Source organism: Campylobacter concisus (assembly GCF_015230035.1).
Taxonomy (GTDB): domain Bacteria; phylum Campylobacterota; class Campylobacteria; order Campylobacterales; family Campylobacteraceae; genus Campylobacter_A; species Campylobacter_A concisus_BK.
Genome location: NZ_JAAKZD010000001.1, coordinates 95,129 through 110,629, shown reverse-complemented (window position 1 = coordinate 110,629; position 15,501 = coordinate 95,129). Strand labels below are relative to the sequence as shown.

The 15,501-nt window shown below is 39.3% G+C and carries 14 protein-coding genes; 9 read left to right on the top strand and 5 right to left on the bottom strand.

The genetic code is table 11. From position 1 onward, the window contains the following. Positions 1-63 precede the first annotated feature (63 nt). From G6W41_RS00550 to G6W41_RS00525, 6 genes are all read left to right on the top strand, one after another. A complete protein-coding gene (locus tag G6W41_RS00550; RefSeq protein WP_009294652.1) occupies positions 64-474 on the top strand; it encodes a Fur family transcriptional regulator in 411 nt (136 codons plus the stop codon). Between the two features lie 139 nt (positions 475-613). Then, a complete protein-coding gene (locus tag G6W41_RS00545; protein ID WP_346010869.1) occupies positions 614-2,020 on the top strand; it encodes a CHAD domain-containing protein in 1,407 nt (468 codons plus the stop codon). 13 nt (positions 2,021-2,033) lie between these two features. Continuing rightward, positions 2,034-2,756 carry a bifunctional demethylmenaquinone methyltransferase/2-methoxy-6-polyprenyl-1,4-benzoquinol methylase UbiE gene (gene ubiE / locus G6W41_RS00540; RefSeq protein WP_103605901.1) on the top strand — a complete coding sequence of 241 codons (723 nt, stop codon included), beginning with the start codon at positions 2,034-2,036 and terminating at the stop codon, positions 2,754-2,756. Beyond that, positions 2,749-3,915 (top strand): exodeoxyribonuclease VII large subunit, encoded by a 1,167-nt coding sequence (xseA, locus tag G6W41_RS00535; RefSeq protein ID WP_194170270.1) that lies wholly within the window; start codon positions 2,749-2,751, stop codon positions 3,913-3,915. The genes ubiE and xseA overlap by 8 nt, the downstream gene beginning before the upstream one ends. 2 nt (positions 3,916-3,917) lie before the next feature. Continuing rightward, a complete protein-coding gene (gene serC / locus G6W41_RS00530; protein ID WP_103581985.1) occupies positions 3,918-4,997 on the top strand; it encodes a phosphoserine transaminase in 1,080 nt (359 codons plus the stop codon). Next, positions 4,997-6,457, top strand: coding sequence for a class I SAM-dependent methyltransferase (locus tag G6W41_RS00525; RefSeq protein WP_194170269.1), 1,461 nt, complete (start codon positions 4,997-4,999; stop codon positions 6,455-6,457). Before serC ends, G6W41_RS00525 begins: the two co-directional genes overlap by 1 nt. 29 nt (positions 6,458-6,486) lie before the next feature. Here G6W41_RS00525 and G6W41_RS00520 read toward each other — a convergent pair whose 3' ends face one another. Further along, the gene (locus tag G6W41_RS00520; protein WP_194170268.1) at positions 6,487-7,227 is read right to left on the bottom strand and encodes a sulfite exporter TauE/SafE family protein; all 741 of its coding nucleotides are present in this window, start codon (positions 7,225-7,227) and stop codon (positions 6,487-6,489) included. Positions 7,228-7,371: 144 nt separating this feature from the next. On the opposite strand from G6W41_RS00520, the gene G6W41_RS00515 reads away from it, so the two are divergent. Beyond that, entirely contained in the window at positions 7,372-8,643 is a 1,272-nt protein-coding gene (locus tag G6W41_RS00515) for an anthranilate synthase component I family protein (protein WP_194170267.1), read from the top strand. Positions 8,644-8,904: 261 nt separating this feature from the next. Beyond that, positions 8,905-9,126, top strand: a complete 222-nt coding sequence (locus G6W41_RS00510) for a phosphatidylserine decarboxylase (RefSeq protein WP_242039877.1) — start codon at positions 8,905-8,907, stop codon at positions 9,124-9,126. 281 nt (positions 9,127-9,407) lie between these two features. Here the strand turns inward: G6W41_RS00510 and G6W41_RS00505 are convergent, their stop codons facing one another. Genes G6W41_RS00505 through G6W41_RS00490 form a run of 4 tightly spaced genes read right to left on the bottom strand, consistent with a single transcriptional unit; the run spans position 9,408 to position 15,319 of the window. Next, on the bottom strand, positions 9,408-12,287 hold the full coding sequence (locus G6W41_RS00505; protein WP_194170266.1) for a hypothetical protein: 2,880 nt from the start codon (positions 12,285-12,287) through the stop codon (positions 9,408-9,410). Continuing rightward, positions 12,277-13,011, bottom strand: coding sequence for a hypothetical protein (locus tag G6W41_RS00500; protein WP_021092022.1), 735 nt, complete (start codon positions 13,009-13,011; stop codon positions 12,277-12,279). Before G6W41_RS00500 ends, G6W41_RS00505 begins: the two co-directional genes overlap by 11 nt. After that, entirely contained in the window at positions 13,008-14,825 is a 1,818-nt protein-coding gene (gene uvrC / locus G6W41_RS00495) for an excinuclease ABC subunit UvrC (RefSeq protein ID WP_194170265.1), read from the bottom strand. Before uvrC ends, G6W41_RS00500 begins: the two co-directional genes overlap by 4 nt. Beyond that, a complete protein-coding gene (locus G6W41_RS00490) occupies positions 14,819-15,319 on the bottom strand; it encodes a hypothetical protein (RefSeq protein ID WP_194170264.1) in 501 nt (166 codons plus the stop codon). The genes uvrC and G6W41_RS00490 overlap by 7 nt, the downstream gene beginning before the upstream one ends. Here G6W41_RS00490 and G6W41_RS00485 point away from each other — a divergent pair. Beyond that, complete coding sequence (locus tag G6W41_RS00485) at positions 15,302-15,469, top strand: LptM family lipoprotein (RefSeq protein ID WP_012001408.1); 168 nt, start codon at positions 15,302-15,304, stop codon at positions 15,467-15,469. The two genes, G6W41_RS00490 and G6W41_RS00485, sit on opposite strands and share 18 nt — an antisense overlap. Positions 15,470-15,501 lie beyond the last annotated feature (32 nt).

Below are 15,501 nucleotides of genomic sequence, written 5' to 3'. Positions count from 1 at the left end.
AATAAAGAAACGTTTAATATTACTTTTGCTAGCATAAAGCAAAAATTTGTATAGGGGAAAATTATGCAATATGTATCGTTGCTAAAACAGTCTGGGCTTAAAGTAACGCCGCAGCGTCTTAGCGTTTTGAGAATTCTTGATCGTCACACACATCCAACGATCGATGAGCTTTATGATGAAATTTTGAAAGAAAATCCATCAGTTTCGCTCGCAACTGTCTATAAAAACCTAAACACTCTAAAAGACGAGGGTCTAGTGGTTGAAGTAAATATCGTCAATCAAAAGGCGAGATACGACATTTACGAGCATCCGCACATCCACGTGGTTTGCGAAAACTGCGGTAGCGTCGAGGATATGAGCTATGATGACTCAGAGCTTGGCAAATACCAAGAAGCACTTGAAAAAAAGATCGGTAACATCATCGAGCGCCTAAATATCGTTGCTAGCGTAAAAAGCTGTAAACACTGCCGATAAGGCAAAATTTATGTTGCATTATGCAACATAAATTTTTATTTTTCTTCATAAAACACTTCAAACAAGCCTGAAATTAGCTTTTTTCTCATTATTTTAAGCACTAACTCGCTAAAATAAACAAAAAATTTCGGAGAAAAATGTGGGTTTGGAGATAGAGCGTAAATTTTTACTCAAAAATTCTCAAATTCTAGATTTTCTAAAAGAGGCTGGGGTAGTTTTTAAGCACCTTGAAATTTCTCAGTTTTATACTAAGATCACGCAAAATGAAGAGATCCGCTTCAGAAGTGAAGAGGGTAAATTTATAAAAACGATCAAGGTCGGCAAAGATCTTATAAGAGAAGAAAATGAGGAATTTTGCGAAAAGGCGGAGTTTAAAAAGGCTTTAAAAAACCGCATCGGACGCGTAATCACAAAAGATAGATACATTTTTCGGCTAAATAATAACCCTTGCAACATCGACGTTTTTAAAGACGGCTTAAATGGACTTTGCACATTTGAGATCGAATTTGCTGATGAAAACGAGGCTGTCTATTTTAAACTGCCACCATTTTTGGAGCAGTTTTGTAAGGCCGATGTCACCTGCGATAAAAGATATAAAAACAAATTTCTTGCCATTCACGCAAATGAAAATGAACAAATCGACTACAAAAGGGCCTACAATGTCTTTAAAAACAAAGAAATTTCGCCAAATTTTGCTGCAAATTTAAAAAGTGGCGAGGCTCTTAGAGCTTTGTTTTTAAGCATCTTTAAAGAGATAAAGAGGCTAAAGAGCGACTATCTGCAAGATCACGATGAAGAAATTTTACATAGTCTGCGAGTAAATTTAAGAAAAGTTAGGTCGCTACTTAAAATTTTTAACGGCGTTTTTGATGAAAAAGTGACGCTCTTTTTTGGAGAGAATTTTAAAATTTTGGCAAACTCAACCAATAAAAAGCGAGACCTAGACATATTTTTAAGTTTTTTAAGCGAGCAAAAGCATGCAAATGAGCTTATTTACTTTGTGCAAAAGGCTCTAAATTTAGAGTATGAAAACGTTAAAAGCTACCTAGGCGATGAGGAAAACTACGCATTTTTAAAAGAGTGGGAGATATTTTTAAACGAGGGCGAGTTTTATAGATCAAAGCTCTTTGACGTTAGTCTTTCGCGCCTTGGCTCGTTTAAGCTAAGAACGCTTCTAGTTTTGGCTCAAAAAAGGCTAAAAAGCCTAGATCAAGACTGCCCTAATGAGAGCTTTCACAAGATCAGGATCGAGCTTAAAAAGGTGAGATACACTTACGAGTTTTTGAGTGAGATTTTTTATTTTGACGGGCTTAAAAAGTATGAAGAGCGGCTAAAAGATATGCAAGAGATCTTTGGTGCGCTTCAAGACTATGACGTCTGGCTGGGCATCTTAGAGCGCTTGCCAGTGGCTGCTGGTAAAGAAAAGCTAGAGAGTAAAATCTACAAACAAATTTACAAAACCAGAGAAGAGATACTAAAAAAACGGCTTAAATTTATAAAAGCAACTCGCAAGATCTCGCGAAATTTAAAAATTTACTACATATAAAGGTCTAAAATTTATGCAAAAACAAGAAAAAATAGTTGATATGTTTAACCAGATCGCTCCGACTTACGACGTGGCAAACAGGGTGTTAAGCCTTGGCGTGGATGTGAGCTGGAGGAAATTTGCCTGCAGATATATGCTAGAAATTTTTAAAAATAAAAGCATAAATATCGTGGATGTGGCTTGTGGCACTGGCGATATGATGGGGCTTTGGAGTGAAATTTCAAAAGAATTTGGCGTAGAGGTGAAAAGCCTAACTGGCATCGACCCATCAAGCGGCATGCTAAAAGAGGCGAGGGCGAAATTTCCAAATTTTAAATTTATAGAGGCCTACGCTGATAATACAACGCTTGCAAGCGGTGAGGCTCAAATTTTAAGCATAAGCTACGGCATAAGAAATGTGGTCGAGCGAAAGGCTGCGCTTAGGGAGTTTAACAGGGTCTTGGCTGATGGCGGATACGTCGTCGTGCTAGAATTTACCAAACGCCAAAAAAAGGGCTTTATAACTGCGCTAAGAGATTTTTACCTAAGTAAAATTTTGCCAAGTATTGGGGGCTTTATCTCGAAAAACAAAGAGGCATACGAGTATCTACCAAGCTCGATCGAAAATTTCTTGGATGCAAAGAGCTTTTGCGACGAGCTTATAGAGGCTGGCTTTGAGATAGAGCTTTGCAAGGGCTTTAGCATGGACATTTCGACGCTATTTATCGCTAAAAAGGTCAAAGAGATCAATGCTTAGCGTATCTGAGCTAAACGAAAAAGCAAAGGCACTGCTTGAAGCGACACTTGACTACGTCGAGGTAAGTGGCGAAATTTCACGCCTTACTAAGCACGCCTCTGGGCACTGGTACTTCACGCTAAAGGACGAAAAGTCAAGTATCTCAGCTGTGATGTACCGCATGAATAACCAAAAGGTGAAATTCTTGCCAAAAGAGGGACTAAAGGTTAAAATTTATGGCAAAGTGACCATTTATTCGCCAAGTGGGTCGTATCAGCTAGTGGCTAGCGCGATGCTGCCTGATGGCGAGGGCGAGCTTGAGCTTGCGTTTAGGCAGCTTAAAGAAAAGCTCGAAAACGAGGGGCTTTTTGACATCGGTGCAAAAAAAGAGATACCAAATTTACCTAAGAAAATAGCCCTTGTCACAAGCACCACTTCAGCTGCACTTCAGGACATGCTAAAGGTGGTAAGAAGCCGCTGGAGGCTAAGTGAAATTTATATATTTGACGCGCTAACTCAGGGCGAAAGTGCTCCAAGCTCGCTTATAAAAGCCTTGCGCAGAGCCGATAAATACGGCGTCGATGTGATCGTTTTAGCTCGTGGAGGCGGCAGCAAAGAGGATCTTTGGTGCTTTAACGACGAGGGCTTGGCACGTGAAATTTACGCTACAAAAACGCCAGTCATAAGCGCTATCGGACATGAGATCGACTATGTTATAAGTGACTTTGTGGCAGACCGCAGATCGCTTACGCCAAGTGCAGCCATGCTTGATCTTTTGCCTGATGAAGAGGCGTTTTTTCAGTATCTTGACAGGCTCAGCGATGATCTTGATAGCGCATTAAATTTAAAGATCACAAAGAAGCAAAATTTATTAAATTTACTACTTTCTAAATTTTCATCAAATGCTCTAAAAGCTAGAATCGAGCTAAAATTTAGCGAGGTAGCAAACAAGCAAAACGCCCTAACAAACGCCGTGCAAAGAAAGATCTTGCTTCTTGGCTCAGCTCTTGGCTCGCTAGAGAAGGCTTATGAGATGAGGGAGCTCTTTTTTGAGAGCACTAAGGGGCTTATCGAGGTTAGAAAAGATGGCAAGAGGGTTGATCTTAGGGATTTAAATTTGAACGATGAGATCGAGCTTGTCTCGCAAAATACACATAAAAAAGCAATTATCAAGGAGTAAAAATGAGTAGAAAAATCAACTTTAGCGCAGGCCCAAGCGCGATACCATTAGATGTTTTAGAGCACGCAAAGGCTGAATTTACCGACTACAGAGGCGAGGGCTACTCTATCATGGAGATCAGCCACAGAAGCAAGACCTTTGAGGAGATCCACTTTGGCGCGATGGAGAAGATAAGAAAGCTTTACGGCATCGGCGATGAGTATGAAATTTTATTTTTGCAAGGCGGCGCACACTTGCAATTTAGCATGATACCGATGAATTTATATCAAGGTGGCAGGGCCGAGTACGCAAACACTGGCGTTTGGACAAACAAAGCGATCAAAGAGGCAAAAGTGCTTGGCGTAAATGTAGATGTCGTAGCAAGCAGCGAGGATGAAAATTTCTCTTACATCCCTGAGTTTAAATTTAGCGACGATGCCGACTATGCCTATATCTGCTCAAATAATACGATTTACGGCACGCAGTATAAGGCTATGCCAAAGACCAAATCGCCCCTTGTTGTCGATGCTTCGAGCGATTTTTTCGCTAGACCGCTTGATTTTAGCAGTATCGGCTTGCTTTATGGTGGCGCTCAGAAAAATGCAGGCCCAAGCGGCGTGACTATCGTCATTTTAAGAAAAGACCTAGTTGATCGCGTGAGCAGCCAAAACGTCCCTATGTTTTTGCGCTACAAAACGCACGTAGAGGCAAACTCACTTTACAACACACCGCCAACTTTTGGAATTTATCTTTTAAATTTAACCATGCAGCACCTGCTAGATCTTGGCGGACTTGCCGAGGTTGAGAAGATAAATGCCAAAAAAGCAAGCACGCTTTATAGCATCATAGACAGCTCAAATGGCTTTTACGTGGGTCACGCCAAAAAATCAAGCAGGTCAGATATGAACGTGAGCTTTACGATACCAAAAGATCATGCGCTTGAGCCAGTTTTTGTCGAAGAAGCGCTAAAAGAGGGCATGCTAGGGCTAAAAGGTCACAGACATCTTGGCGGCATAAGAGCCTCTATCTACAACGCCGTTAGCCAAAGCGACGTTGAGAAACTTGGCGAGTTCATGAGAGAATTTGCCAGAAAGCACGGCTGATGAACAAGGCAAAAAAAGCTTACGACGAAATTCCCTATTTCTCCGCTGCATTTAGCGACTGCTCGCCCGTTAGGATAGAGGCGGTTGCTAAATTTCTAGGTCTAAAGGTGGCAAATTTAAAAGATGCCAGAGTGCTTGAGCTTGGCTCATCGTATGGCGGCAATATCTTGCCATTTGCAGCTTCTCACAAAGAGGCAAAGGTCGTTGGTATCGACATCTCAAGCCACCAAGTAGAAGAGGGCAACAAGATAGCAAAGAAGATGAATTTAGAAAATTTCACCCTTCTTGAGCGTGACTTTTTGCACATGAATGAGCACGATATCAAGGAGCTTGGCGAGTTTGACTACATCATCGCTCACGGCGTTTATAGCTGGGTGAGCCCAAACGTAAGAGACGCGCTACTTGCAACGATAAAGGCGCTACTTAGCAAAGATGGCATCGCCTACGTCTCTTATAATACCTATCCAGGCTGGAAAAGCCTTGATATCTTAAGGGACTTTATGCTCTTTGCCAGCGCAAATAGAGGCGATAAAGAGTCGCTACCTAACGTCAAAGAGGAGCTAAATTTTTTGCAGGATTATTTGAAATTTAGCCTGCAAAACCAAAGTGACGTCGTCTATAAAGACAGCATGAAGCTACTTTTGACGCAGCTAAATTTCTTACAAGGCATCATCGCAAAGGGTAGTGATTATTACATTTTGCACGACTTTTTGGAGGCTAGTAACGAGCCAACTTACTTTCATAAATTTGCCAAGCACATCGATAAACACGGACTTTGCTACGTCATAGACGCCTCACTAAATGACATTTTTGCAAGCTCAACCGGGATCTACCGCTTTGATGCGCACATCGAGCAAAGTTACAACACCCGCATCAAAAAAGAGCAGCTAAACGACTTTTTGTTTAATAGATCTTTTAGAAAGAGCCTCATCGCGCACAAAGAAAGGCTTGAAGGCGCTGAGGACTTTGACGCGGTGCTTGGAGAGAGCGAGCTTGATAGGGTTTATTTTGCATATTTTAGTGAGCAGCCAAGGACAAAAACGCAAGAAATTTTAAGCAAAGCCTATCCTCAAAGTCTAAATTTAAGCGAAGTAAAGGCTGCACTTGGAGAGAGCGAGAGCAAAGCATTTATGGGACTACTTGAAATTTTAAACGATCAAAACACCAAAATTTCATCCTCAAAGCTTGCTGCGCTCACATACGAGCCTAAAAAAACTAGGCTAAAACCTAGAGCTGCGGCCTATCTTGGGTATTTTCTGGAGGCTAGCTCGCCAGTCATATCTTTGGCAAATGAGCTAAATGGCAAGCTTAGTTTAAGCGTTGAAGAGATCAAGGCTGTATTGAAATTTGACGGCAAGGCTAGCCTTAAAGAGATCGCAAAGGGCGTAAATTTAAGCGAAGATGAGCTAAAAGAGCTTGCTTTTAAACTAAGTGAAGCTTACTTTTTTGAAGAAATTTAAAAAAAGAGCGTGGCAATTTAGCCATGCTCTTACTCAAAAAACATATCTTTTAATATCAAACATATCATCGCTATGTAAAAGACCAAAAACCATTTTTTAAGTGTTTTTTTGTCGGTATTTTGCGTCTTTTTGGTGCCAAAGTATGCGCCTATTAGCGAGCCAAGACCTAAAAATGTGCCCTCAGCGTATGAGATGTGACCATTTAGTGAGAGTGATGTGAAGCCGGCAATGGCTGCAAACATAACGAAAAACACGCCCATAGAAACCGCTTTTTTAAGCTCATAACGCAAAAAGCCAACCAAGATAGGAGCGATAAAGACGCCTCCGCCGATGCCGATACTAATGGCAAAAACGCCAACAAAAACGCCGACTAAAAATAGCAAAAAGAGCGAATTATTCGCATTTGAGCCGTCGCTATTTGGTGAAAAGTATAACTTGATAAGCGAAAAGATAAATGTTGCTAGAAGCATAGACTCAAGCAAAAGTGCTGGCGCGTGCGACACGATGATGCCACTAAAGCTGGCTCCAACCAAACCTCCAAGCCCCAAAACCACACCACGATCTAGCTTTAAAAGCCCAGCCTTGTAGTTTAGATACGAGCCAAACGTCGCGCTAAAGATCATCTGCATGACACTTATGCCAATGGCAGTTTTCACGTCATATCCAAAGGCGACCATGATAGGAACGACGACCGTGCCGCCACCGATGCCAAAAAACCCAGCGATGTAACCAACGCCGATACCGATTATAAATAGTTCTACAAAAAGCATTTTTTCTCCCTCGACTGGCGTAAATTTTAGCCAAGGGGCTCTTAAAAAAATAGTAAAAAAGGGGTAAATTTAAAAATTTAGCCAAAATTCTAAAAAGTAAAAGCGAAAATTTTTTATAATCAATAAAAATTTAAAAGGAAAAATATGCTCTTAGAACAACCACTTTTTTATTATGAAGCGATCAGAGAGAAATTTAAAAATAGCTACCTTGCTGAAGACAAGACGCAAACGATAATCGGTATAGACTGCGAATATATCGATGAAAAGGATATGGACTTTTACGGGCTTAGAAGCTACTTTGATACTAATTGTAACAGAGCGCTCGCACCTTTTGCTGGACTTTTTGGCGTCTTTGCATATGATGGCGTGAGATACTTTGAGTATATCGGCGAAGAGAAGGCTAAAAAGTATGAATTTCCAAAATTTATCTACGCCGATGCAAAAGCATATCTGCACTTTGACAAGATGAGTAAAATTTACACTTTTTATGGAGATAAAGAGAGGTATTATGACTTTTTGCTAAATTTAAAGGCAGAGCATAAGGGCGAAAAAGAGTGTGAATTTAGCATAAAAAGTGATCTTAGTAGCGAAAAGAAACACTTTGAAGATATGGTTGAAGTGGCAAAAGAATATATAAGAAGCGGCGACGTCTTTCAGGTTGTACTTGGAGAGCTACTTGAAATTTCAACGAATATGAGCAGTTTGGATTTTTACAAAAAGCTAGCCACCGCAAATCCTAGTCCATATATGTTTCATTTTCCTACGCCTTATGGCGATGTGGTTGGCTCGTCACCTGAGCTTATTTTTGAGATGAAAAGTGAGCAAATTTTTGTAGCACCAATCGCTGGCACAAGACCAAGAGGAGGCGACGCAAACGCTGACGTGGCGCTTGAAAATGAGCTACTAAGTGACGAAAAGGAGCTGGCTGAACATAAGATGCTAATTGATCTTGCCAGAAACGACATCGGCAGGGTTTCAGAGCCAAAGAGCGTGGTCGTGAAAAATGCGATGCATATCCAAAAATTTGAAAAAGTGATGCATATCGTTAGCGACGTCTATGGCAAGTGCGCTAGGGAGCTTAACCTTTTTGACGTGCTAGCTAGCATCTTCCCGGCTGGCACGTTAAGCGGTGCGCCAAAGATCAGAGCGATGCAGATCATCAATGAGCTTGAAATTTTTGAGCGAAATATCTATGGCGGGGGCATTGGATTTTTGCATTTTAATGGCGACGCTCAGGTGGCGATCCTCATCCGCTCAGCCATCTTTGTGCCAGCTAAAAACGGCTTTAGCGACGTCTTTGTCGGAGCTGGAGCTGGCATAGTCTATGACTCAAAGAGCGAAAAAGAGTATGCTGAAATTTGCCACAAACGAGCCAGCGTGGTAAATGTCTTTAAAAACAGCGCAAAAGAGGTTTAAATTTACAAATCAGGAGCTTTCATGCCAGGGCAAAATTTGATCCTAGCTATAACGATTTTTGTTTTTATATGTGCGTGCTTTATGGCGCATAAGGACAATAAAAATAGTTTGCAAAAGAAAGATAGATAAAATTTATTAAATTTAAAAGGTAGTAATCAATCTGCAAGGGTAAATTTACGTTGCTTGGCTTTAAAAAGAATAACTAATGTCAAGATAAATTTATCCTAGCTGTAACGATCCTATTTTTTAAATGTTGGCAAGATGAAATTTAGCTTTGACGAGCGTATCCAGACAAATGTGGTGGCAAATTTTACGCAAATTTATGAATATGAAAATTTACACATCAAAAAGGGCGAGTGTCTTGGAAATTTCGAGCTTGGCTCAACCATTGTCATACTTAGCGAAAAAGATGCGATCGAGTACAACCTCTTTGAAAACAAAGAGCTAAAATTTGCTGAAGCGATCGGCAGGATAAAAGAGTAAATTTGATTTAAAGTTAGCCTGATGCCAAAATTACAGGCTAGTTAAATTTCTATTTTTACCTATGTCGTTTTGAGAATAAATTTGATCTACTGGCAGCTTAAATAAATTCAAAAACCTGCAAATCCTTAGCAAGAATTTGATTAAAATAGTTTTGCCAAAACGCAAGCTACTTTAAATCAAAGCGGCAAATTTCCCGGCAAAAAATTAAATTTTATCTCACATAAATTTACTAAAGATACAAGCCTATAAATTTAGTTTAAATTTATAGGCTAAGTAAAAACTCAAATCTTAAATTTTATAAATTTAAAGTTGTTCTTTAGTTCATTTTGGGTCGAATTTATCTCGCCAAGCTCTGATTTTACGAAGTTTGTAAGCTCTATCTTGCTCACGCTTGGAGATAGGATTTTTATATACTCTTTTTGATTTTTAAGCTCTAAATTATTGCTAAAAAGAAGCACTCTAGCATCCAGCTTTAGCCCAGCTCTAAGCTCAGATATCGTAGCTAAAAGCTCTTTTATATCAAAGCCCTCCGCTGCCTCATCCACAAGCGCTAGCGAGCAAGGTTTCGTCTTTATCTTTATCAAAAACTCACTAAAGCTATTTGCGACCTCAAGCGTGTTTTGAAACTCGCCAAGAGCGCCAGCAAATATCTTATTTTCAAGCTTCGTGCTCTTGTAAATCACTATGTTTTCATTTTTACTAAAATATCTATTTTCTTTGCTTGGCTTATAGTTTTTTATAAATTTAGGCAAAATTTGATTTAACTCATCTTTGCTAAAAGGCTTTCTGATCTTCTCATCAAACGCTGGCAGAAGCTCTCTTTCAGGGATATTTGAGGTGTTTGAGACCACAGCGACTAAATTTATCTTCTCTTCTTGAAGCGATCTTATCTCTTTTACGAAATTTGCCACGCCATTTTCAAAAAATGAAGCATCGATAAAGACTGCGTTAAATCTATTTAAAAGTAGTGCTTGCTTAAGCTCTTTATGGCTGCTAACGCCTATGACTTCGCAGTCTAAGAAGCTAAAAGCGCGCGAAAACATCTCAAGGCTAAGTGGGTTTTTGTCGCAAAGCAAAAAGAGCACCTTCTCTTCAGCCATGCTCTCGCCCCTATTCTTCTCCATATAGACAAGCCGCGCAACGCTAAGTGGCGTGAGTGGATCTTTTAGCAAGACCACATTTTTTATATTTATATTTTTACTAGCACTCTGCCTTGCAAAGACGATGTCGTAGTTTTTCGCTAGTGCTTGGTTGTTTGAGATGATATTTTGAAACCTAAGCCCCATATCTTCTAAAGTGGCTGCGAAAAATTCATTATATTTTGCATTTATATCAGGCAGATACGCGATCCTTAGCTCGTGATTTAGGCTGAAATTTTGCAGTTTTTGCACCTTTTTTAGACTAAGGATAAATTTAAACTCATTGCCAGCTCCGCCAAGCGTGCTTATGTCAAGGCTTGAGTTAAAAAGCTTTAGATAAAAGCTAGCAAGTCTTAGATAAAACTCGCTCTCTTCGTCATTTATCTCGCTTTCATCTTCTGCGTTTAAAGCTTTTATCTGCTCTTCATTTATGAAAATTTGATTTGTCCTTATCTTTGTTTCGATGAGCAAAAGACCACTTTGACTAAGAGCGTCGCTGACATTTTTTATCTCTACTATCAAGTTGGCAAATTTATCGCATTTTGTCACGACAGCTTGCATGATAGAGCCAAAGACGACGCTTATCTTCTCGCTATCGCCCTCTAGCTCGTCGCTAATGTTTGCATCAAGGTAGGTTAAGAAATTTAGCTTTTTCTCTTGCGTGAAAGGTATCTGCGCTTCAAGTATGTTTGAAAACAAAATTTGTGGGTTAAATGGCTTTAAATTTAGTCCAACTTCGCCATTTCTGCTATCAAGCAAGCCTTTTATATTGCTGTAATTTATCGCGATTATCTGGCTATTTTTTTCTAAATTTTCAAAAACTAGCTCATTTTTTACCACGTTTTCATCTTTTTTTAGCGTAGCGACCGAGCTTAAAATTTGCTCTTTTGAGAGGTAAAATTTCTTATTTAGCCTAACTAGCAGCCTATCTTTTATCGCTGTAAAGCTTCTTTCTTGCTCATACTTTTGAAGTAGCTCTTTATATAGCGCGATGAAATTTTCTATTAAATTTTGTGGATTTCTATCGCCTCTTTTTAAAACCTCATCTCTTATAAGCTTTATTTTTTGGTTTAAATTTTCTAAATTTTTTAGCCAGATATATGTTTTATAGCCAGCGTAAAATAGCCAAAGCGATAGTAAAAACATCAAAAACGTTAGAGAAAGCGCCTTGATTCTAAAGTTGTCATTTAAGCGCTTTAGCTCGTCAGCTAAGATGTTTGCTATCTTGCTAAAGAGTTTGACTCTATTGCTTTCAAAGGCATTTATCTGCAAAATTTCATCACGTGTCAGCTCATTGTTTAGCTTTAGCTTAAAGCGGATCTCGTCATAGCCCTGCGTGGTCTCTATATTTTCAAGCCTATCTATATCTCTTATTATGCTATCTTTTATCTCGCCACTTGGGAGTAAATTTGCATTTATATCATTATGTTTAAGGCTATTTACAGTTTGTTTTAACGAGCTTTCGGTGATTTTTTCTTTACCCATAAGCACGGCTAAAATGTGCTCTTTTGCAGTATTTACATTTTTAAGTAGCTCGTAAGTTCTGATCAAAGAGAGTATGTAGCGCTTGATATCAACATCTATAGATACATCTCTAAATATAACTTGCCCACTTTCTAAGGCAGAATTTGCTAGCTCAACAAAGCTGAAAAACGAGAGGTTAAAGCTCTCCCAACTTGCATTTGCGTTTTTTAAAACTTCATTTAGCCTATCTCTCATCCTTGTATCATCTGAAGTGTTAGAGAGGCTATTTAAAAATATTTTTACAGCTAAATTTTTAGCAGCATTTGCCTTTCTAAGTGTTATTTCGTCTTGTGGTGACCTAGTCTGACTATATCTCTCGTAAGCAATTCTTTCTGAAACGATAGAGTATGCGGCGCTTCTTATCAAACTTTCTCTTTTTAGCTCGCTATTTATGCCATAAGAGATCCTAAATTTATCAAAGTAGAGAGCGCCACTATAAAAGCAGGCGATAGCCGCCAAAAATATCGGCAAAAGAACTAAAAATTTACTAACCCTCATTGCCAAGCCTTTTTGAAAATTTATTGCAAAGCGTGCTTATTTCGCTTAGTCTTTCATTTATCTGAGCGATCTTTTTAATTTTGTTTGGTCTGGTAAGTAGCGCATCAAAATTTGCCACAAGCGGAGTGATCTTTAAATTTAGCGCTGGCTCTTTTAAGATCTTTATGCTCTCTTCTAAAAATTTAGTATCTCGCGCTTGCACCGCACTTTGGATAAAGATCATCTTATCTTTGGCTTTGCTTAAAAATATACCAAGATAGGTCGCAAACTCGCTTTTGCTTAAATTTAAAAAGCTAGCAGTCTCGCTAAACCAGCTCTCGTTTAAGACCTCTTCTTCTTTATCCAAAAGCTCTTTTTCATCTACCTTTAAATTTGGCAAGCGAAGTTTGGTCTTTGCTTTCATCGCAGCTTGTTGGTTTTGGCTGTAAATTTCTGTTTGATCGAGGATCAAAAGCTCGAAATACTCTTCGTTTTTTACTGAGCTGATCTTTGAAAATTTAAGCGTAGCATTTAAAATTTTGCCGTTTTTGGTCTTTAAATTTACTCTTAAATTTGGTCTTTTAGCTAGATAATCTATAAAAACTCCAGACTCTTTGTAGTCTAAAACTAGCTCGTCAATGTCTTTATGCTCGCTTAAAAACTCCCTTATATCTTTAAATTCAAGCAGACCAAGAGAGATATCTCCCATCGCTAAAATTTGACCGTTTTTGTCGTATATTATCACTTCAAATTTCCTTCTTTGAGCGTTAAAAGCTTTGCTGCTACGCTTTTGTTTGTTATTTTTGCCACTTCGTCTAAATTTGCTTCGCTGATTTTATCAAAACTTCCGTAAAAGCTGATTAATTTCGTGATACTGCCCTCAGATACGCCAGCTTGTCTTAGCTGTGATCTTTGCATATCGTTTTTCTGCCTTGTTTTTCTGTGAAAACTGATGACAAATCTATGGCTCTCATCGCGCATTTTTTGGAAAAACTGCAGCTTTTTATCGCTCGTGCTTAGACTGAAGCTGCCATTTTTTGTATAAATTTTATCTTTCGCCTCGCCCTTTGCGCGGTGAGCTTTGGCGTCTATCTTTTCTTTTGAGATAGCGATCACATCGACATTTGCACCGCTACTTGCTAAAATTTCACAGGCTAAGCTTAAAAGCGCTTCGCCCCCGTCAATAACCCAAAGATCAGGTGGGCTAAGCTTGTCAAACCTAAGCGCTCTAGCAGTGAGGCTCTCTCTCATCTGATCGTAGTCGTTTTTGGAGCCAAGATGCATGTGGCGGTAGTTTTGCTTCGCCCACTCGCCATGCTCATAGCGCACCATTGCTCCGACACTTGCCTCGCCAAAAAGGTGTGAGTTGTCGTAGGCTTCGACCACGTAAGGCGTGTGAGCTAGATTAAAATACTCTTTTATCTCGTTTAGTAGCTCGTTGTCGTGCGTTTTTAGGTATTTTTCGATGCTAACTTCAGCGTTTTTTGTAGCGATCTCACAAATTTTACGCTTATCGCCTATTTTTGGGCAAGTGATGCTAAATTTACGTCCAAACCTCTCGTTTAAAATTTCCTCCACCAGCTCGCTATCTTCAAAGTTTTCATTGACATAAATTTTGGTGCTGATTATTGGCTGACCAGCGATAAAGCTTTTTAAAATGGCCTGCTTATAAGCCTCGTTTATCTCGTCTTTTTGAGCGTTTTTAGCCTGTGTGATATCGGTTTTTACGCCTGTTATCTTACCACTTTGCACGCTAAATCTCACCGCGCAGATCATATCGTGCACGCAAGCGACCGAGTAGGCCTCAAAGTCTTCAAGCTTAGCTAGATCGACCTCGACCTTTGTTTGCATATTTTTAAGCGTTTGCATCTTATCTCTAGTCGCGGCTGCTTGCTCGTAGTCTTCGGCCTTGGCGTAGTTTAGCATGAGCTCTTCAAGGCGAGCGATTAACAAATTTGGATTTTGCAAAGCGGCTGTGGCATCAGCTACTATTTTGGCGTAGCTCTCTTTTGAAATTTTACCCTCACATGGGGCGTAGCAGCGTTTTAGCTGGTAAAAAAGGCAGGCTTTTTTGCCTTTGATGCAGGATTTTTTCTGAACGAGATTAAAATTTAGATAAAGCGCCTCAAGAAGCTCGCCCGCTCCGCTAAAATATGGACCAAAATAGCGTATATTTGAGCCTTTTACCACCTTTCTAGTGATCTCAAATCTTGGAAATTCATCGTTTAAATTTATAAAGATATAAGGATAGGTTTTGTCGTCACGAAGCAAGATGTTGTATTTTGGCTTAAGCTGTTTGATAAATGAATTTTCAAGTATGAGCGCGTCTGCTTCGCTTGGTGTGACGATGTATTCAAGATGCACAGCCTCGCTTATCATCTTTGAAATTCTTGGGCTTAGCTTTTCAGCTGGGGCTAGGCTTGGGGTAAATTTAAAGTAGCTTTTGACCCTGTTTTTTAAAATTTTGGCCTTACCGACATATAAAAGTCTGTTTTGAGCGTCAAAATATTGATATACGCCAGGCTCGTTTGGAAGCGTTCTTATCTCGTCTATCAGCATCTTGCCTGCTCGTTTTTCTTTAGCAAAATTTCTCTTAGCTCTTCAAATTTCTTATAAATTTGCTCATTTGTGGCTAAATTTTTAAACTCGCCTTTGCTTGCTGGAGTGATGAAATTTGACCTTTGCGTAGGTTGAGGCGTGAAAAATTTTAGATATTTGCTCACGATAAATCTTATATTTTCTTCTTTTTTGTTTTTTATATAGTTGATCTCATTAAGAGGTTTTGGCTCGATGACGCTTGCAAAAATGCTATTTTTATTAAATTTGCAAAAGGTTTTTAATAACCCTTTTATATCATTTATACTACTATCACGTCTAAGCTCCAAAAGCCCTGAGGGATGAGTGAGAACGAAGGTTAAAATGCCTTCTCTAACGTAGCAAAAGGCTATGTAAAATCGCTTTGCTTTACCCATGAGGCGAAGAAGCTCTTGGCACTCGTCTGCCATGCTTAATTTTTCTTTATACAAAGGATTTTCGTGGATAGCATCTATCATAAATTTGGCGTCTTTCATAAGGCAATCTTATCATCTTTTATTTTAATTTTCGCTCTTTTTGCACTTAGTGGTTGCGGCTACAAGGACGATCCATTTTATGGCGATGCACCTGTGAAAGAGAAAAAAACTGACAAGATCAATAAAATTTGATCTTAAATTTCGCGTAAGATAAAAATGTAATG